The organism is Tolypothrix campylonemoides VB511288_2 (assembly GCF_045999855.1).
In the GTDB taxonomy this organism is placed as follows: domain Bacteria; phylum Cyanobacteriota; class Cyanobacteriia; order Cyanobacteriales; family Nostocaceae; genus Scytonema; species Scytonema bouteillei_A.
In genome coordinates this window covers 100,867-118,027 of sequence record NZ_JBFPMW010000013.1, presented here as the reverse complement: position 1 = coordinate 118,027, position 17,161 = coordinate 100,867, and the positions used below count along the sequence as shown (strand labels likewise).

The 17,161-nt window shown below is 41.2% G+C and carries 8 protein-coding genes; all 8 read left to right on the top strand.

Translation table 11 applies throughout. The annotated features are described in order from the left end of the window. Positions 1–637 precede the first annotated feature (637 nt). The 8 genes from AB0756_RS30760 to AB0756_RS30725 all read left to right on the top strand — a co-directional run bounded on the left by AB0756_RS30760 (position 638) and on the right by AB0756_RS30725 (position 17,160). Positions 638–832, top strand: a complete 195-nt coding sequence (locus tag AB0756_RS30760) for a hypothetical protein (RefSeq protein WP_050046785.1) — start codon at positions 638–640, stop codon at positions 830–832. A 167-nt stretch (positions 833–999) separates the two neighbouring features. Beyond that, positions 1,000–3,447, top strand: coding sequence for a GH116 family glycosyl hydrolase (locus tag AB0756_RS30755; protein ID WP_038090422.1), 2,448 nt, complete (start codon positions 1,000–1,002; stop codon positions 3,445–3,447). A 632-nt stretch (positions 3,448–4,079) separates the two neighbouring features. Beyond that, a complete protein-coding gene (locus tag AB0756_RS30750; protein ID WP_063779578.1) occupies positions 4,080–7,208 on the top strand; it encodes an ABC transporter transmembrane domain-containing protein in 3,129 nt (1,042 codons plus the stop codon). A 1,122-nt stretch (positions 7,209–8,330) separates the two neighbouring features. Further along, a complete protein-coding gene (locus AB0756_RS30745; protein WP_038090418.1) occupies positions 8,331–9,119 on the top strand; it encodes a hypothetical protein in 789 nt (262 codons plus the stop codon). Positions 9,120–9,359: 240 nt separating this feature from the next. Next, a complete protein-coding gene (locus AB0756_RS30740; protein WP_038090415.1) occupies positions 9,360–9,827 on the top strand; it encodes a HetP family heterocyst commitment protein in 468 nt (155 codons plus the stop codon). Between the two features lie 286 nt (positions 9,828–10,113). Continuing rightward, positions 10,114–10,857 carry a peptidylprolyl isomerase gene (locus AB0756_RS30735; protein ID WP_038090412.1) on the top strand — a complete coding sequence of 248 codons (744 nt, stop codon included), beginning with the start codon at positions 10,114–10,116 and terminating at the stop codon, positions 10,855–10,857. A 1,625-nt stretch (positions 10,858–12,482) separates the two neighbouring features. Continuing rightward, positions 12,483–15,557, top strand: a complete 3,075-nt coding sequence (locus AB0756_RS30730; RefSeq protein ID WP_038090410.1) for a peptidase domain-containing ABC transporter — start codon at positions 12,483–12,485, stop codon at positions 15,555–15,557. 46 nt (positions 15,558–15,603) lie between these two features. Beyond that, the gene (locus AB0756_RS30725) at positions 15,604–17,160 is read left to right on the top strand and encodes an HlyD family efflux transporter periplasmic adaptor subunit (protein WP_038090408.1); all 1,557 of its coding nucleotides are present in this window, start codon (positions 15,604–15,606) and stop codon (positions 17,158–17,160) included. Position 17,161: the final 1 nt, after the last annotated feature.

Sequence of the window (17,161 nt, the reverse complement as noted above, 5' to 3'; positions counted from 1 at the left end):
ATGACTTCCACGTAAAGTGTAAGCAAAATAACAAAAAGGTAGTCACCGAAAGGTCACACCTGTATGTTGATATCTGCCTTTTTTTCAGGTTTTATTTCAGCGAATTGCATCTCACCGTGAACTCAGGTTCTGCAACTCGAACTAGTTATTCCAATAACGTAAACTGGAATCTCTGCGTGTCAGGCGATTCGGCTTCAGCCGTTAAGCCTACGGCTTATCGCTTTTTGACAATGTAGCGACACGAAATGCTTTCGTCTTACTGTTAGCGAAGGTGTGTATAGATGCGTTAACACAGACGTGCTTGTAGTGGGTCAACACTCCAGCAGGCAAGGCATAGGGAATAATTTTGTGTTTCGTACATGATGAGCTAAAGCTTGCTTGTCCGCAAAAACATACCATTTTGGATTTTAGATTTTACCGAAAGCTGCTAGGAGAAGCCAGTACAGCAAACGGGTTTCCCATCGCAGGCGAGTGGTGAGTCCAGTCCTGTAGGAAGGTCTTTCTTCAAAACAAACCAACAGACATGAGAAAACTTCACTAAGGCGAGATCTCATCCAACTATACGATTTCATTCTTTTTTCAAACTGGTGTAACAATTACCGTTTTTATTTAACGCAATCAATTAAGGAGGTTTAAAGTGTTGAATCGACAAACTAAAGGTTACCGCACAGCGCTAGCACCTTGGATCGTTATTCGTTTGGTTTCTCCCACACAACAAACTATTGTAGGTCGATTCCGCAGCCGCAGTGATGCTGACGGTCACTTGGCAGTCTTGCGTCGGCTCATGCCAGATGCTGAATTACAAGTGATTTTTGATATGGAACGAGATTAATTGAATGCGTGGATTTTGGATGTGTGGATTTTAGATTAGTGATGAGTTATTAAGACTGCTTCCTTGTCTCCCTTGTTCTCCAAGTCTTCTTTGTCCCTCTGTCGGGCTATGTGCAGCGCAAAAACTTTTGTTTCACTCCCATGCACCAAACGCCGTATAATTGACCAATGAGTAACAAGCCTTTTTCCGTCATTCCTTCCTGCGTTTGGAGCCGTCCCATTGGTTTAGGCTGGGATACTCCATACAGAGTCCGCTACGCAAGCAATATTGACGATGGTCCATGGCACGGAATGCCTCTTGGTGGCTTTGGTGCAGGGTGTATTGGTCGCTCCTCACGAGGAGATTTCAATCTGTGGCACATTGATGGTGGCGAACACGTATTCAAATATATTCCCGCCTGTCAATTTAGCTTGTTCGAGTCAGATAATTCTTCCTCAAAAGCTTATGCCTTGTGTACGCAAGCACCAGAGGATGGCAGTCTTTCAGCTTGGCAGTGGTACCCAGCAAGTGGAGAAGGTGGAGAAAATCCCAAATCCCAAATCCCAAATCCCAAATCCCAAATTCACTCAACAGGAAGCTATCACGCGTTATATCCCCGCAGTTGGTTTGTTTATGAAGGAGTGTTTCAAGCACAACTAACTTGCGAGCAATTCTCTCCTATTTGGGCTCATAACTACAAGGAAACAAGTTATCCGGTAGCAGTGTTCGTCTGGACTGCACAAAATCCCACAAATGCATCGATTACGCTCAGCATAATGTTGAGTTGGCAAAATATGGTGGGTTGGTTTACCAACGCCCTAAAATCTCCAGAAGTCAGGGTGAGGGATGATGGCAGTCCAGTTTACGAGTATCGCTCGCGTTTGTATGAAAGTCAAGGTAACTTTAACCAACTTGTAGAACAGGGTGAATATATCGGTTGTTTGATGAGTCGGGTGAATAGTGGTAAATCTTTACAGGAAGGTGATGGACAGTGGTGTATCGCCACTCAAAAACATCCAAAGGTAGAAGCGTATTACAACACTCGCTGGAATCCAACGGGGACGGGTGAGGAAATATGGCAAAGCTTTGCTCAAAATGGTTCTTTGTCTAATTCCACAGATGAAACTCCGATCGCTGAGGGCGAACAGCTTGGGGTTGCCCTTGCTCTTCGGTTCACTCTTCAACCAGGGGAAATTCTAAAACTTCCTTTCGTCCTAGCTTGGGATTTTCCTGTAACAGAATTTGCAGAGGGAATTATATCTTACCGCAGATATACGGATTATTTTGGTCTTAACGGTGATAATGCTTGGGCGATCGCATCGACTGCCTTAGTAGAATATGAAACTTGGCAAGCACAAATTCACGCATGGCAAACGCCTATTATTGAGCGTCAAGACTTGCCCGATTGGTTCAAAATGGCTCTTTTCAACGAGCTTTACGATCTCACAAGTGGTGGAACTCTCTGGAGTTCCGCCTCAAAAAACGACCCGATCGGACAGTTTGCCGTACTCGAATGTTTGGACTATCGGTGGTATGAAAGTTTAGATGTACGGCTGTACGGTTCTTTTGCCCTACTGATACTGTTTCCAGAATTAGAAAAGGCAGTGATGCGGGCTTTTGCACGAGCAATTCCCAAAAGTGACAGTACTCCCCGTGTCATTGGATACTATTACACTATTGGTGCAGAAAGTCCAATGGCAGTCCGGAAAGTTCAAGGTGCAACACCTCACGATTTGGGCGCACCAAACGAGCACGTTTGGGAAAAGACCAATTACACGAGTTATCAAGATTGCAACTTGTGGAAGGATTTAGGTAGCGATTTTGTTTTACAGGTATACCGAGACTTTCTCTTAACAGGTGCTAATGATGTGGAATTCTTAGCGGACTGTTGGAACGCTATCGTCCAAACCTTGGACTATCTCAAAACATTTGACAAAGATGGAGATGGCATTCCTGAGAATTCCGGCGCACCCGACCAAACTTTTGATGACTGGCGTTTGCAAGGAGTGAGTGCTTACTGTGGTGGATTGTGGTTGGCTGCATTAGAAGCTGCGATCGCGATTTGCGACATTTTAGCCGACACTCAAGACAATGCTGCCCTTCAAAAATCCATCTATGAAGCTTGGTTAAAACAATCTCGCCCTGTTTACCAAGAAAAACTTTGGAACGGGCAATATTATCAGCTCGACACTCAGAGCGGTTCTGATGTCGTTATGGCAGACCAACTTTGCGGACAATTTTACGCTCGCTTGTTGGGGTTACCAGACATCGTACCACCAGATTGTGCTGCATCTGCCTTGAAAACAGTCTACGAAGCCTGCTTTCTCAAGTTCCATAACGGTCAATTTGGGGCTGCTAACGGTCTTCGTCCTGATGGTTCGCCAGAGAATCCTCAAGCCACCCATCCCTTGGAGGTTTGGACGGGAATCAATTTTGGATTAGCCGCATTTCTCGTGCAAATGGGCATGAAGGATGAAGCATTTCAATTAACACAAGCTGTAGTTAGCCAAATTTACAATAACGGGCTGCAATTCCGAACTCCTGAAGCTATTACATCTGTCGGAACCTTCCGCGCTTGCGTTTACCTTCGGGCAATGGCAATTTGGGCAGTTTATTTGGCAGCGACTGGGGCGTAGAAAACCCCTCCGCAATGCCGAACGAACTTGCCATCGATCCCTAATTTCTTCCCCAACCTCTAGCAAATCATATTTCCCTGTCGTATAATATTTTTTTCGGTTGTTACATATTTTCCGGAATTCTACTATTAACCTCTGAAAAAAGATTTCGTGGAGGATCGTGCAATAACTTTAGAGAATCCCTAGTTTTAAAGACTTGGGGATAGAATATCCTTTTTTTTGTTGAATTGCTTGTATTTTTTACTACAATTTAGAACCCATAGCACAAATTCATGCTAATACATCACTCTTTTTTAACTTACCACCTTTTTTTAACGCAAAATCTTCACAAAAACGTTAAGGATTTTGCAGATTTAATCAAAAATTTATTTTTCTCTCCTCAAGCTTAAAAATTGTCAAAACACATTAAATCTGCTGAGTCAGAATCTTTGAGGAGAATCACGTGGACGAATATCAATGAAAGAACAGGTAAATTTTTGATAAAGCGCAATCAGTCTATTGACGACATTAGGTGAAGTTTTATAAGAATGCATTACTAGGGTTGTCAGTGGAAGACTTATCAAACTCTTTATTATGCAACTAACCACTTTGAACAAAGTGAACAAGCTTATCCAGACATCAGAGATAGAACGATGAACTCTTTTTCGTCGTTAAGAGTGCAAAAATCAATTAATACTAGTCAACATTTATCTCCAATGTCAAGTACCGTTATCCTTAACTGCTTGAAACTCATTGCGGGAGATTCCAGTCTAGTATCAGATTTCAGTAAAATTTGGGTTGTTCGCGAGTTTCAGTTAGGTGACGATTTAATTATCGGTAGCCCGGATAACAACTTTGATAATACAAGGGATTTTCTTTACTTAATTTGTCAAGGTCGAGTCCGTCTCCTTGCTTATGACAAAACTCTCAAGCGTTTAGTGTCAACTCAGTTACTGTTACCACAACAAACTTTTGGTGCAGACTGTTTGTTCTGCAATGAACCTCTCCCCTATCAAGCTACAGCAGCCAGTGCTGGTTATGTAGCTCAAGTCAAAGTTTCCGATGTTGTTCCGTGGTTGGAGCACTTTCCCAACCTGCAAACCAATTTAGAACGCTCTACTCACGAGCGTCAAGTATTAATTTTTTTCAAAACTTGTACTGAGTTACGCTCTCAAAAAAGTCACAATATACAGCAATTGCTGCCCTACATAGAACAAAAGAAGCTAGATGCTGGTTCTCTTTTGGAAGAGACGACTCCAGGAAGAAATGGGCGCTTTTGGCTTTTCAGTGGAGCAATCAAAACCCAGAGTGCAGAAGCTTATCCACCCGTTGTAGGAGAAAGTTGGGGATATCCCAATACCGAGCCTCTCGCTTGGAGTGCTGACACAGATATCTTGCTCTACTACCTTCCAACAAAGCACTGGGAATTGGTTATGACCATCGGGTCTGATTTATGCAAACTAAAGGAAGAAGGTAGGGAGATAGGGGAGACAAGGGAGACAAGGGAGACAGGGGAGACAAGGGAGATAAGGGATATAGGGGAGACATCCGCCTATCCCCGCTCGCTCCTTCACCGTCTGTGGCGTCGTTACCCTTTTATCGAACAACAAAGTTCGTCTGATTGTGGTGCAGCCTGCTTGGCTATGATTAGTCGGTATTGGGGCAAACGTTTCAGTCTGAATACGTTACGTAACTTAGCTCAAACAGACCGTACAGGAGCATCTTTGGCAGCTTTATCAGATGCAGCCCAAAATTTGGGCTATGACGCTCTCCCTGTACGAGCAACTCTTGGCAAATTAGAGTTGCATCCCCTTCCTTGGATCGCTCACTGGCTAGGGGGAATTCATTACGTGGTAGTTTGGGAGGTTAAAAACGATCGCGTATTGATTGCCGATCCTGCTGTGGGAAAGCAATGGCTATCCCGTCAAAAATTTGAAGAAAGTTGGACGGAATATGCTCTCCTTTTATCACCTACAGACCGTCTCAATGCAGCCCGCGACGAAAACATCTCTTTTCACGGTATAAAACAAGCTTTATCACCTCATCGCAAGCTGTTAAAGCAAATTTTTCTGACGGCTGGGTTGCTCTCAGCGATGGGAGTTTTGACGCCTATTTTTGCTCAGATAGCTCTTGACCGTGCGATCCCCGGAAAAAACCTAACGACAGTCAATGCTCTTGCCATTGGTTTCTTTGTGTTGGGTATGGGGCGAGTTGTTCTGAGTGCAGTTCGTCAACATCTGCTGGATTATTTTTCCAATCTGGTAGATGGCACTTTGACTGATAATTTTATTAACCACACCCTACGGTTGCCATTGCAATTTTTTGCGTCCCGTCAAGTAGGAGATATTATCTCTCGTGTTCGGGAAAACCAAAACATCCAAGTGTTTCTCACTCGTAAAATCGTGGCTACTGCCTCAGACACTTTGATGGCAGTTGTTTACTTGGGATTGATGGCTTATTACAACTGGCAGTTGACTCTCGTAGTGCTGTGTTCAATCCTACCTGTTGCTCTTGTCACATTAGGGGCGAGTCCGTTTTTGAAGGCTTTTTCGCGAGAATTCTTGAAGAAGTGGACCGAGCAAAGTGCTCTGTTAGTAGAAACCATAACTGGGGTTGCTACTGTAAAAACGACCCTGACCGAGCAGAAATTTCATTTGCGCTGGCAAGAACGTTTTACAGATGCGTTAAAAGCTCGATTGCGCGGTCAGAAGCTAGTTAATGTTTTGCAATTGGCAAATAATGCGATCGCTCTTTTTTGCAGTACATACGTATTGTGGTATGGTTCTACCTCGGTCATTGGCGGTTCTATGACACTCGGTCAATTTGTAGCCTTTAATATGCTGATTGATAATGCTGTCAAACCGGTGACCGCCATAGCAAAACTGTGGGATGAATTTCAAGAGGTTGTTGTTTCTGTTGAGCGTCTTAATGATGTTTTAACAACTCAGCCGGAAGAGAATTCTCAAAAACCTCTATCGGTATTGCCACCCATTCGGGGTGATGTCCATTTTGAGAATGTGACTTTCCGTTTTAATCCCTATGAAGAACGCAATGCCTTACAAAGCGTGTCCTTTAAAGTCAAAGCAGGACAAACAATCGCTATTGTGGGTTGCAGTGGTTCGGGAAAAAGCACTCTAGTTCACCTCCTTGCAGGTTTATACCGTCCGCATACAGGACGTATTCTGATTGATGGACACGATACTGCTGTTGTTTCTTCACAATCGTTAAGAAGCCAGCTGGGGATAGTTTCTCAAGAATGTTTTTTATTTGCAGGGACTATTTTAGAGAATATTACCTTGTACAGTTCGGATTGGTCTTTAGACCAAGTCATTACAGCTGCAAAGATGGCTGACGCAGACTCTTTTATTCAAACTTTACCCCTTGGGTACAACTCACAAGTGGGAGAGGGAGGAATGATGCTTTCTAGCGGACAGCGACAAAAAATAGCTATTGCTAGAGCTTTTTTGAGAAATCCTCGCATCTTAATATTAGATGAAGCGACTAGTTTCCTTGATGCTAAATCCGAACATCGATTTTTAGAGAATTTAACTTGGTACAGTTGCACCAGTGACGCTTCTAGCGGTTGCGATAAGCTGGGGGAGGCTTGCGCTAAGAGCGATCGCACCACTTTTATCGTTACCCATCGTCTTTTTACCATTCGGCATGCTGACAGCATCCTTGTTTTAGACCGAGGTTGTCTTGTTGAACAAGGCACGCATGATGAATTAATGTCACTTAGCGGTGTTTATCACAACCTAGTTCAGCAGCAATTAAATTCGTAACCTTCCATCAATCGTTGCTTGCTTGTCACTGGTTACTGAAATACTACCGTCATCTTACATACTTGAATTCGTAAATCAACGCACATATTTGTTATTAGAGATATCTCAAGCAAGATAGATCTTCTGATGTTGCAGGAGACAAATATGCATGACAGAACTCTCTCAAAACGGTGCTTTTTGCAGTATTTTGCTGCTTGCGATCTATCGTCTACCTAAAGCTAACAAATTATACCACAAGATGGTCAGGTTACAACTTCATATCTTTACTAACAGATGAAGTTATTACAAGTATTTGGTTCTAAAGTGCCAATCGTATGTTCTACTACAGAATTTTATTTCTGCAAAAAATAAACATAATAACGGCAGTAGTAGATTTTGTAGAATTGGTAAAAATCGCTATTGTGGCTCGCAGTAGTAAAGATTGTCTAAATGCGACTTGTGCTGTTATATTTTTATAAGGTTAGGAACCATAGTAATGAGAAAATAAGATATTCAACTAAAGCTTTAAAGCGAGGTTGAATGAGGGGTCTCACCCCCCAATAACTAACAAGTAAGAAACAAAAAGTGGGTGAAAGTCTAGAAAATAAAGAGAAAAATGGAAAGAGTAAAAATTATTGATAAAATGCCATAAGAAGAGATGACATTTGTGAAAAAAAATAGTATAAATACAAATGTTACTCTTAATGCTTGGGGATGAATATTTTTTCTCTACACCCCTAAAAAGTATGCGATTTTACTTATCTCCTAATTCTTTGGTATAAAATAAGTGCATAGACTTATCAGGGAAAGAAATAGAATCGGGAGTGAGCTAAATTTGAAGAGGATAAAAATGCATCTACTACAATCAAATGGAAACTTTTCATGCCATTTATATGACATGAGAAAAAGGAAAGAATTGCCTGCGGCACTGCTAAGCAAAAAAACACAGTCAAAAAGCCACTATCAGTGTATGGGTATTCAAAGAAAAGTTGCAGGAGCTACTACCTTTTCACATAGTATCTTTTGTGTAGATGCTACTTTTTTACACACTGATAACTAAATCTCAGGGGTAACTAACAAATTCCGGCTTAGCAGTAAAAAGACTTGAAAGAAAAGTCAGGTTTCCGATCATCAGGACAAAGCATGAACAGAATCATCAGGTTAAATGCACCTCATATTTCAAGCCAATCAGATATATTAAAGAAGTATTGCGATCGCTCTCCTATTGAGACCGATTTAGTATCTGAAATGGCACTCATCCGTGACAGAAATATAGCTAGTGTAGAAACGGGTGTTACGCTGAAAGCACCTATAAAGACTCCTACTACAGGGGTTAAAAGCTCCGAAACAGCAATGAAGAATACGGAAAATAGGTCAGTACATATTGAGGAAATCCTCAATAAAACACCTAAAGCCTTTTCTTTTCTAGCAACCATCAGGAGCATCGCTTTTTTTACAACAGTTGTTGTTTGGTCGTGGACGGGAAAGATCGAACAAGTCAGTCAAGTCCGAGGTAAAGTTATACCATTGGGAGAGCAATCTCAAATTCTACCGCACGCGTTGGGTTCCATCGATAACACTGTTGCAAGCTCAGCCAGGGAGTGGACACCAATCGAAGTTGTTACAGAATTAAACGGGGAATTCTCACCTGCTGAAGTTGAAGATCGACAGCAACAGTTAGTCGCTAACCAAACACAATCGCATCAAGCGCATGGTTCTATCGACAGATCTCGTTTGCTAGCTTACACTCGTACTGCCATGAAAGTGCTCGAGAATCTGGCACAGCAGGCTTCTCAAAAAAGTACCCTAAACAACAAAGCAACAGATATTATCGACCTACGTCGGAATACTCAAAGCATTTCAAACAGAGTTGTATCTACTGCTTCAAGTGCAAAATCTACCAAGAAATTAGGTCAGGTATATCGAAGTTAGAGTTGCCTTTACTGTCGCCTTTATGACGGATAACAATCGAAGTATCAAATGAAAAGTCGATGGAACAGTCAATGCAAAAACTCCTTGACATCTGTTGCTTATTACTGAACTGATATATTGCTTGAGCAAATTTGACTTGTGCTTTAAAGGTAAAGGCAAGAGCAATTATAGAGACACCCATTGAACTACAAACTACCAAAGACGACCGACTTGTTTATTTCTATCAAAACAACAAACACTATGAACCACAGTATTTCTGGAAGTAACAATTTAGATAAGACTATCAATCCCGAACAATTCGACCAAGTTGTAGAAGCTATTCTTGCAGGTAAGTACTCTTGGGCTTGCGTTCTGATGCTGCGTTTCGCTGGCTACAATCCCCTACATTACATTCCTTATCGTACTTACAACCGTTTGCTAAAAGAGAACTCTCACGTTTCTAGAGCAAATACACAATCTAACGAAAATCTTAAAATTGCTAAGCTACCTACAGAGAAAAGATCCAGCGATCGCGTCACGCCGACAAGTTGTTTGAGTAAGATTAAAGATTTGGCTTATCTTGAAGTTGTTGGCAAGCACAAAACTGAAGTCCGTGGCGGCAGCCAGCAGTGGTTGACTGCACAAGTTGAAAAATACCAATCTATGAAATCCGAACCTGAAGCAGAAACCCCTCAAGATTTGTCTTTTAAAATCTGCGGATTTCAATAAAGAATGGTTAGTGGTTAGTAGGGGCGCAAAGCCTTGCACCCGTACAATCAGCAAAGCTTTGCGCTCGTACAGTCGTTCTACCAAAAACCACTAACAACTAAGAACTAAGAATTATGTCGCAGTATACCAAAATTTTCCAAAAATTTTCCGTGTTCTCAACAATTTATATTTTTATTATTTTCCGATAAAAATATATAGAGTATTTACAGAACAAGTCATTAAAATAAACAGCTAATTGCTACATTTATGCTGAAAGTAGCATTGAAGGCTGTTATACCAAGTATCCATGGATGATGTCTCGAAGATTGCGATCGCACCTGAAGAAATTGTTCGCTTTCTAAAAAGTGAAATCAATTATAAGGAAGTATGCCAAAATATTTTATTTCAAAGGGTTATTAATCGTGTAGCTCAAGAGAGGGGGATTGCTGTTACAACAGAAGAAATTGAGGCCGAAGCAGAGCGTCAACGTCGAGATAAACGGCTCGAAAAAGCCTCAGACACGCTAGCATGGTTAGCCGAGGAGCTCGTAAGCTTTGATGATTGGGAAGTTGGAATCCGGAATCGGTTGCTAGCACAAAAGCTAGCAAGTGCTTTATTTGCCAAAGAAGTAGAAAGATTTTTCATTCAAAATCGTTTGGGATTTGAGCAAGTCATTCTCTATCAACTAGTTGTTGCTAACGCAAAACTGGCTCAAGAACTTTATTATCAGATTGAAGAAGGTGAAATTAGTTTCTACGATGCTGCTCATTTCTACGATGTTGATGATAATCGTCGGCGACGATGCGGCTATGAAGGACAAATAGAGCGAGGGATAATTCCTAGTGATATAGCTTCTATCATCTTTAGCAAGCCCACACGGGAGTTAGTCGGTCCTATAAAGACCGAACAGGGGTTCCATCTTTTTATGGTGGAGGATTTACTTCCTCCTGAACTCACACCTCAGAGATATGAAGAAATTTTGAACAATATGCTTCAGCAATGGCTATTGATTGAAGTCAATTGTCTGGTTCCTCGTTCAAATGGTTCATAACCAAGGGGGGATTGACAAAAGCAATATAAAAACTTAATATTTCCTTAAACAAGGATAAATGTTGTATAGCTTGGGTAAAAACATCTACGATACAACCTATGCGAATCGGGGTGTAAATGTTTTTATACGTATAAAAATAGGTTTTCGCTATTTGAAGGAATCTAGGATTTCTGGGTCTTTGTGGTTGGCGTAAGCAATAGTTTGAGTTGTCGGGCATCTGACTGGGTAACTCCAATGTACCTCTTTGGGGAGTCGTATGTCTTATGAAACAAAATAATCTTTAAACAAATATATAAGTTTATGAAGTTTAAATAATATTTGCTTATATTTCTGAAAGTTATATTCATATTCCTCTATGGAGATCATTAAATCTTGAAATATATTTTTCATAACTATATTGGCATACAGTATGATATTTTATTTTTATTTTATAAAGAAAATTAAAAATAAATACTTATAGTTTTGGAAAAGATAAGCATAGAAAAGTCAAAAAAATTTTAAATTTTTCAAGAATCTTGAAAGAATTTTTTGAAAAACTATAGAATTTTGTGAGAAGTACTTGACAAGAAGTCAGTAAATTTACTAATACAATCTTGTATGCATAAGTAAAGGAGTGATTAAACTTTAGTTTTCATGATTGCCTATAAGCTAGAAATTGGTTTATAGTGATATCGTGACGAAAAAGGTAATGATAGTAAGGCAAACGACGGGTAAGGATAGCAACCGCACTCGCGATACCTTACACTATGTCATATTGGGCAATAAAGCAGCAGACGATTTTTAAGTGAATTTACCAAGATTTAATTAATTTGAGGCTAATAATTCTTTGGTGAGTTCTTCATTGCTCCTACAAGCTAGTCAAGAGAACCGTCGCTTACAAGATGCATAGTTTTGAGTTCCTGTATGCTCCAAGGTAAAGCTGTTTGTTAGCAGCTTCATTTGGTTTGGAGGAACTAAAGATAGAAAACTGCATCACCAGAAAGAAAATCACTAGGAGCATTGCTAGGACAGAACCGCAACATAAAAAGATCCCTATCTTACTCTATGGACACAGGAGCCATATTTTTAAAAAAGGATGCTTTCTACTGACTTAATGCAAACAAATCTTTACAAACTACTAATAACTGCTAGGCGCTTTCAGCTCTTTAGCAGGAACAACCTTTTAAGTTGATCCCCGGTAACTCTGGAGACGGAGTTATGGAAAATTGAAAAACCAAGGAGTATCCCCCTAGATTCCCAGGTCCTAGGGAGATGGCTTCCAAGGTCTTACCCATCATATACCTAATCGATTAGCTTCCCAGGGCTAATCAATTATGCAGCTGAAAATCGGTTACGTCCGGACAATGTCAGCTGCTATAGACTCGCTTGGTCCATTTATCGTACATGAGGCAACTGGCTATAATTATGTCACAGCATTCCAGTCAACAACAAGGTTTTAGTCATAATAAATTCGTCAAAAGCAAAATTTTGATACTGGCTACTCGCGAGTTACTGTTTTGTGGCGGTAGGAGCATCACTATCAGCCAATTTCTTGTATAAAGTCTAGTTTCTGTTGAACGTTGGATTCTTGCGTGTATGTCAAGTCCAGACCAAAAACTTAGTACTTTATATGCGGAGGCGAGGTAATGCTACCAGTTTTTTCCGAACACCTGTTAGGCGAACGTATCACTCGTGTTTTGGGTGAATCACTTTCAGAGCAGGAAATGGCGGGATGCTTGGCATCGGTAGAAATCGTGGAACCACCAATAGCTAAGCAGTTCTGGCAAACAGTATCGACCGATCCAGGAATATATATTGTTCTTGTAGGGAAAGTCAGATTATTAGATCGTGATGAAAATTTAATTGCAACCCTCGGTTCGGAAGCTAGCTTTGGGGAAACAACGCTGTTTTCAGACAGCTTTCAGCCCTATGCCGCTAGGGCTTCAACTAATCTTAAACTTTGTTATCTTAAACAAGAAGTATTGCAGGTTTTGATTGACCGCTACCCCAGTATTCGCGAACGCCTTTTGAAACGTGCGGAACTATGGGATATGGTTATGCTATGTCACCAAAACTGGCAAGAGATGGGCAATATATCAGATGTGCCAGGAATGCTCAAAGCTTTGTCATTGTTTGAGCGGCACGATATAGGCGATCTTCAACAAGCCACTTTACCTAAAGATTGTAAGTGTTTGGTGTTGCGGAAAGGAGAACTGCGGCATTCCAAAGGACAGGTTTTAACTCCGGGCAAAATTTATCCAACCCCACAACAAGATACTTGGCAAGTCGCGCAACCGACAATTGCCTATATTATGAGGGATGCAAATTGGTTACCTGCACTAGAGCATTGGCAGCAATTAGCAGAGTTTGTCGCTCCTCAAGAACAACCAATCAGTGTCAAGGATCGCAAACAACGCCCCGTTAAGCCCAGATCGGAAAGGTCTACTTCTGTTGGAAACGTGATTCCCTTTCCGCAAAGAAGTTTAGAACCACAACCAAAACAAAAAAAGCTCAAGCCTTACTTCCCTAGCCCTCAAGTCAGAGCAGAGCATTGGTGGGGACGGGTTACCAAGCAATACCCCTTCTTTCAACAACATAGCGTCTCTGATTGTGGTGCAGCTTGCCTTGTGATGATTAGTCGTTATTGGGGTAAGCGTTTTAGCCTTAATCGACTGCGGGATTTGGCTGACACAAGCCGAGATGGTGTATCGCTACGGAACTTAGCAGCAGCAGCAGAAAGCCTTGGCTATGCAACTCGTCCGGTAAAAGCAACGTTTGATAAGTTAGCACAGCAACCCCTACCAGCGATCGCTCACTGGGAAGGCAAGCACTTTATTGTTATTTATGAAATTACTCGCAAACATGTCATCGTAGGCGATCCAGCGATTGGGATACGCACTTTAACTGCTGCTGAGTTTAAAGAAGATTGGAGTGGTTATGCTTTGTTACTACAACCAACAGCCTTATTAAAAGACTCCAAGGAGGAAATCAAGGGCTTTTGGAAGTTTTATGAGTTACTAAGACCCCACTTTTGGGTACTGCTAGAAATCTTTGTTGCTTCAGTGCTGATCCAGTTGTCTGGACTGGTTTCACCGATATTCACCCAAATGTTACTTGACCGAGTTATTGTTCAAGGAAGCTTCGCGACTTTAAATGCTGTCGCTTTGGGGATGTTAGTTTTTGGGTTTTTCAACATCTTTGTAAACGCGGTGCGTCAGTATCTCATGGATCACACGGCTACTCGTATCAGTGTAGCAATGCTGGTTGGTTTTATTAAGCACACGTTACACTTGCCTTTGTCATTTTTTGAGTCTCGTTGTGTAGGTGACATTACTTCTCGTATTCAAGAGAATCACAAAATTCAGAGCTTTCTTACTGGAGAAACACTGTCAGTCATTCTCGATCTACTGACACTATCCATCTATCTCGTCATTATGTTCCTATACAACTGGCAGATGGCGTTGGTAGCACTGTTGACTGTACCACCATTTTTTATCTTAGTCTTATCTAGCACGGGTATACTACGCCGTATTTCTAATGAGATATTCTATGCAGGAGCCGAAGAAAGCAGTTATTTAATTCAAAGTCTGACAGGAATTCGCTCTATCCGATCGATGGGAGTAGAGCAGTCAGTTCGTTGGAAATGGGAAGAATTGTTAAATAATGTTGTTAAAAAGGGCTTTTTCGCACAGATTATAGGAAACCGCTTACAGATTATCAGTGGCTCAATTCATCTTCTGTCCAGTACAGCTTTGATGTGGTACGGTGCATCTTTAGTAATTCAGCAACAACTGACCATCGGACAGCTTGTAGCTTTCAATATGCTATTGGGTAATGTGCTCGGTCCGTTCCAACGTTTAGCATTGCTATGGAATGGATTGCAAGAAATTATGATTGCTACCGAACGCATCAATGATGTTTTGGAAGCTAAACCAGAAGAAGACTTAGAAAATCATCCCCGACAGTCCTTAGGTCAATTTCGCGGTCACATTCGCTTTGAAAACGTGACTTTCCGATATAATTCACAAAACGAAACCAACGTCCTACAAAATTTAAGCTTTGAAATCAAACCAGAGCAAACGGTTGCAGTTGTGGGGCGGAGTGGTTCGGGAAAAACAACTCTCTCTAAATTAATATTAGGCTTGTATTCTCCTACAGAAGGGAAAATATTAGTTGATGGTCAAGACTTAAATTACATCTATTTACGCTCTTTTCGCTCTCAAGTTGGTGTTGTTGACCAAGATACCTTTCTCTTTAGCGGTACAATTCGAGAAAACCTTAGTATTGCTCACCCAGAAGCTACTCTGGAAGAAATCATGGAAGCAGCGAGGTTAGCTGGAGCTGATGAGTTTATTCGACAATTACCAATGGGTTATGAAAGCCAAATTGGTGAAGGTGGTGGATTACTTTCAGGCGGACAGCGTCAACGGATTGCGATCGCTCGTGCTTTACTTGGTAACCCTCGCTTGTTAATTTTTGATGAAGCAACCAGTCATCTTGACACAGAATCGGAGCGGATCATTCAAAATAATCTAAAAACCATACTAAAAGGGCGCTCTAGTGTCATAATTGCTCACCGCTTGTCCACCATACGCAATGCAGACCTAATTCTTGTCCTAGATCGTGGTGTATTGGTGGAAAGTGGAACGCACGAAGAATTAATTGCTAAGAAAGGGCACTACTATTACCTCAACCAGCAACAGTTTGCTCAAGTCGGTTGAGTTGAATTTTCTCTATCTCCTTACATCTCAGTAGAGATGAAAAAATATGCCACAGCCATTTTCTAATTCATCATCTACAGTCTCTCAAACAGAGCAAGATGAGTATTTGAATCACATCCCGTTGGTGGATAGCAAACAACCTCCAAAGCCTCAGCATGAAAATGCAGCTAAGGTGCAAGAGTTCCATTACGGTACGCAAGAACTTCTTGATGCCTTACCTAGAGTTTGGACTCGTTCTTTGTTATACGTCGCTCTAGGCTTTGCAGTTGTTGTTTTACCTTGGTCAACTTTATCCAAGATTGATGAAACAGGGAGTGCTAGAGGTCGTATAGAACCTAAGGGAGCAACGCAAAAATTAGATAGTCCAGCCCTCGGTACTGTCGTTGCTGTCAATGTCAAAGAGGGCGAAATTGTCAAAGCAGGGCAAACTTTATTAGAAATAGAGTCAGATGTACTCAAAACAGAACTTCAACAAGCAGAGTTAAAGCTACAGAGCTTGCAAAATCGTCATGCCAACCTAGAAACTCTGAAAAATCAACTAGTTCTCTCTCTGAATACTCAGCAACAACAAAACCAAGCTCAAGAATTAGCAAAACTTTCTGAAGTAGAGCAAGAGCGACAAAATTTAGATTCTCTTAAAAATGCCTATAACCTCCAAAAAGATGAAAAATTGGCTAAAGTCAACCAAATAAAACAAGCTCTGGAATCAAGTAAAGCAGCCTATAAGGTAGCGGAAGTACGTTCTCAAGCCTCTCAAGAAAAAGTTCCACGCTATAAAAAAGCTTATGAAGATGGTGCTATCTCACAAGATCGGTTTAAAGAGATAGAACAATCTAAAAAAGAAGACTACGAACGCCTTGTACAAGCTCAAACTGAGATTTCTCAAGCTCGAGCCAGCCTTCAAGAGCAACAAACTAGTTATGAAAGAACTCTGCTCCAAGCTAAATCAGATATTCAGCAAGCAGAACTTCGTTTGCAGGAACAACAACGCACTTATCAAAGCCTCATCCATACAGGTAAACTAGCAAAGCTAAAAACTGAGGAACAAATTAAAGAACAGCAATCACAAATCAATACCCTGCAATCAGAAATTGCTCAGACAAAGAGCCAAGTAACTGCTCTCAAGATTCAGTTGCAGCAAAGAAGAGTACGAGCGCCTATTGATGGTGTGATTTTTGAGCTACCAGTTACTAAACCAGGAGCCGTACTGCAGCCCGGTCAAAGGGTTGCTCAAATAGCACCTAAAAATTCAAGCGTTGTACTTAAAGCCCAGATGCCAAACGAACATAGTGGCTTTTTAAAGGTAGGAATGCCAGTCAAAATCAAGCTAGATGCCTATCCTTTTCAAGACTATGGAGTTGTGCAAGGGAAAGTTAATTGGATTTCGCCAGATTCTAAAGTTCAACAAACCACTCAAGGTGATGTCAATTCTTTTGAGTTGGAAATTACCATACCTCAGCCCTATGTACAATCTGGTCGCAAGCGTATTCCTTTAACAGCCGGTCAAACAGCAACTGCAGAGGTCATCATTCGTCAACGACGAATTATTGACTACGTGTTAGACCCATTTAAAAAGCTAAACAAAGACAGTGCGGCTTTTTAGT

Coding starts and splice junctions, on each gene's coding strand:
- AB0756_RS30745 (WP_038090418.1), top strand. CDS start 8,331: ATGAACAGAATCATCAGGTTAAATGCACCTCATATTTCAAGCCAATCA.
- AB0756_RS30740 (WP_038090415.1), top strand. CDS start 9,360: ATGAACCACAGTATTTCTGGAAGTAACAATTTAGATAAGACTATCAAT.
- AB0756_RS30725 (WP_038090408.1), top strand. CDS start 15,604: ATGCCACAGCCATTTTCTAATTCATCATCTACAGTCTCTCAAACAGAG.
- AB0756_RS30750 (WP_063779578.1), top strand. CDS start 4,080: ATGAACTCTTTTTCGTCGTTAAGAGTGCAAAAATCAATTAATACTAGT.
- AB0756_RS30735 (WP_038090412.1), top strand. CDS start 10,114: ATGGATGATGTCTCGAAGATTGCGATCGCACCTGAAGAAATTGTTCGC.
- AB0756_RS30755 (WP_038090422.1), top strand. CDS start 1,000: ATGAGTAACAAGCCTTTTTCCGTCATTCCTTCCTGCGTTTGGAGCCGT.
- AB0756_RS30730 (WP_038090410.1), top strand. CDS start 12,483: ATGCTACCAGTTTTTTCCGAACACCTGTTAGGCGAACGTATCACTCGT.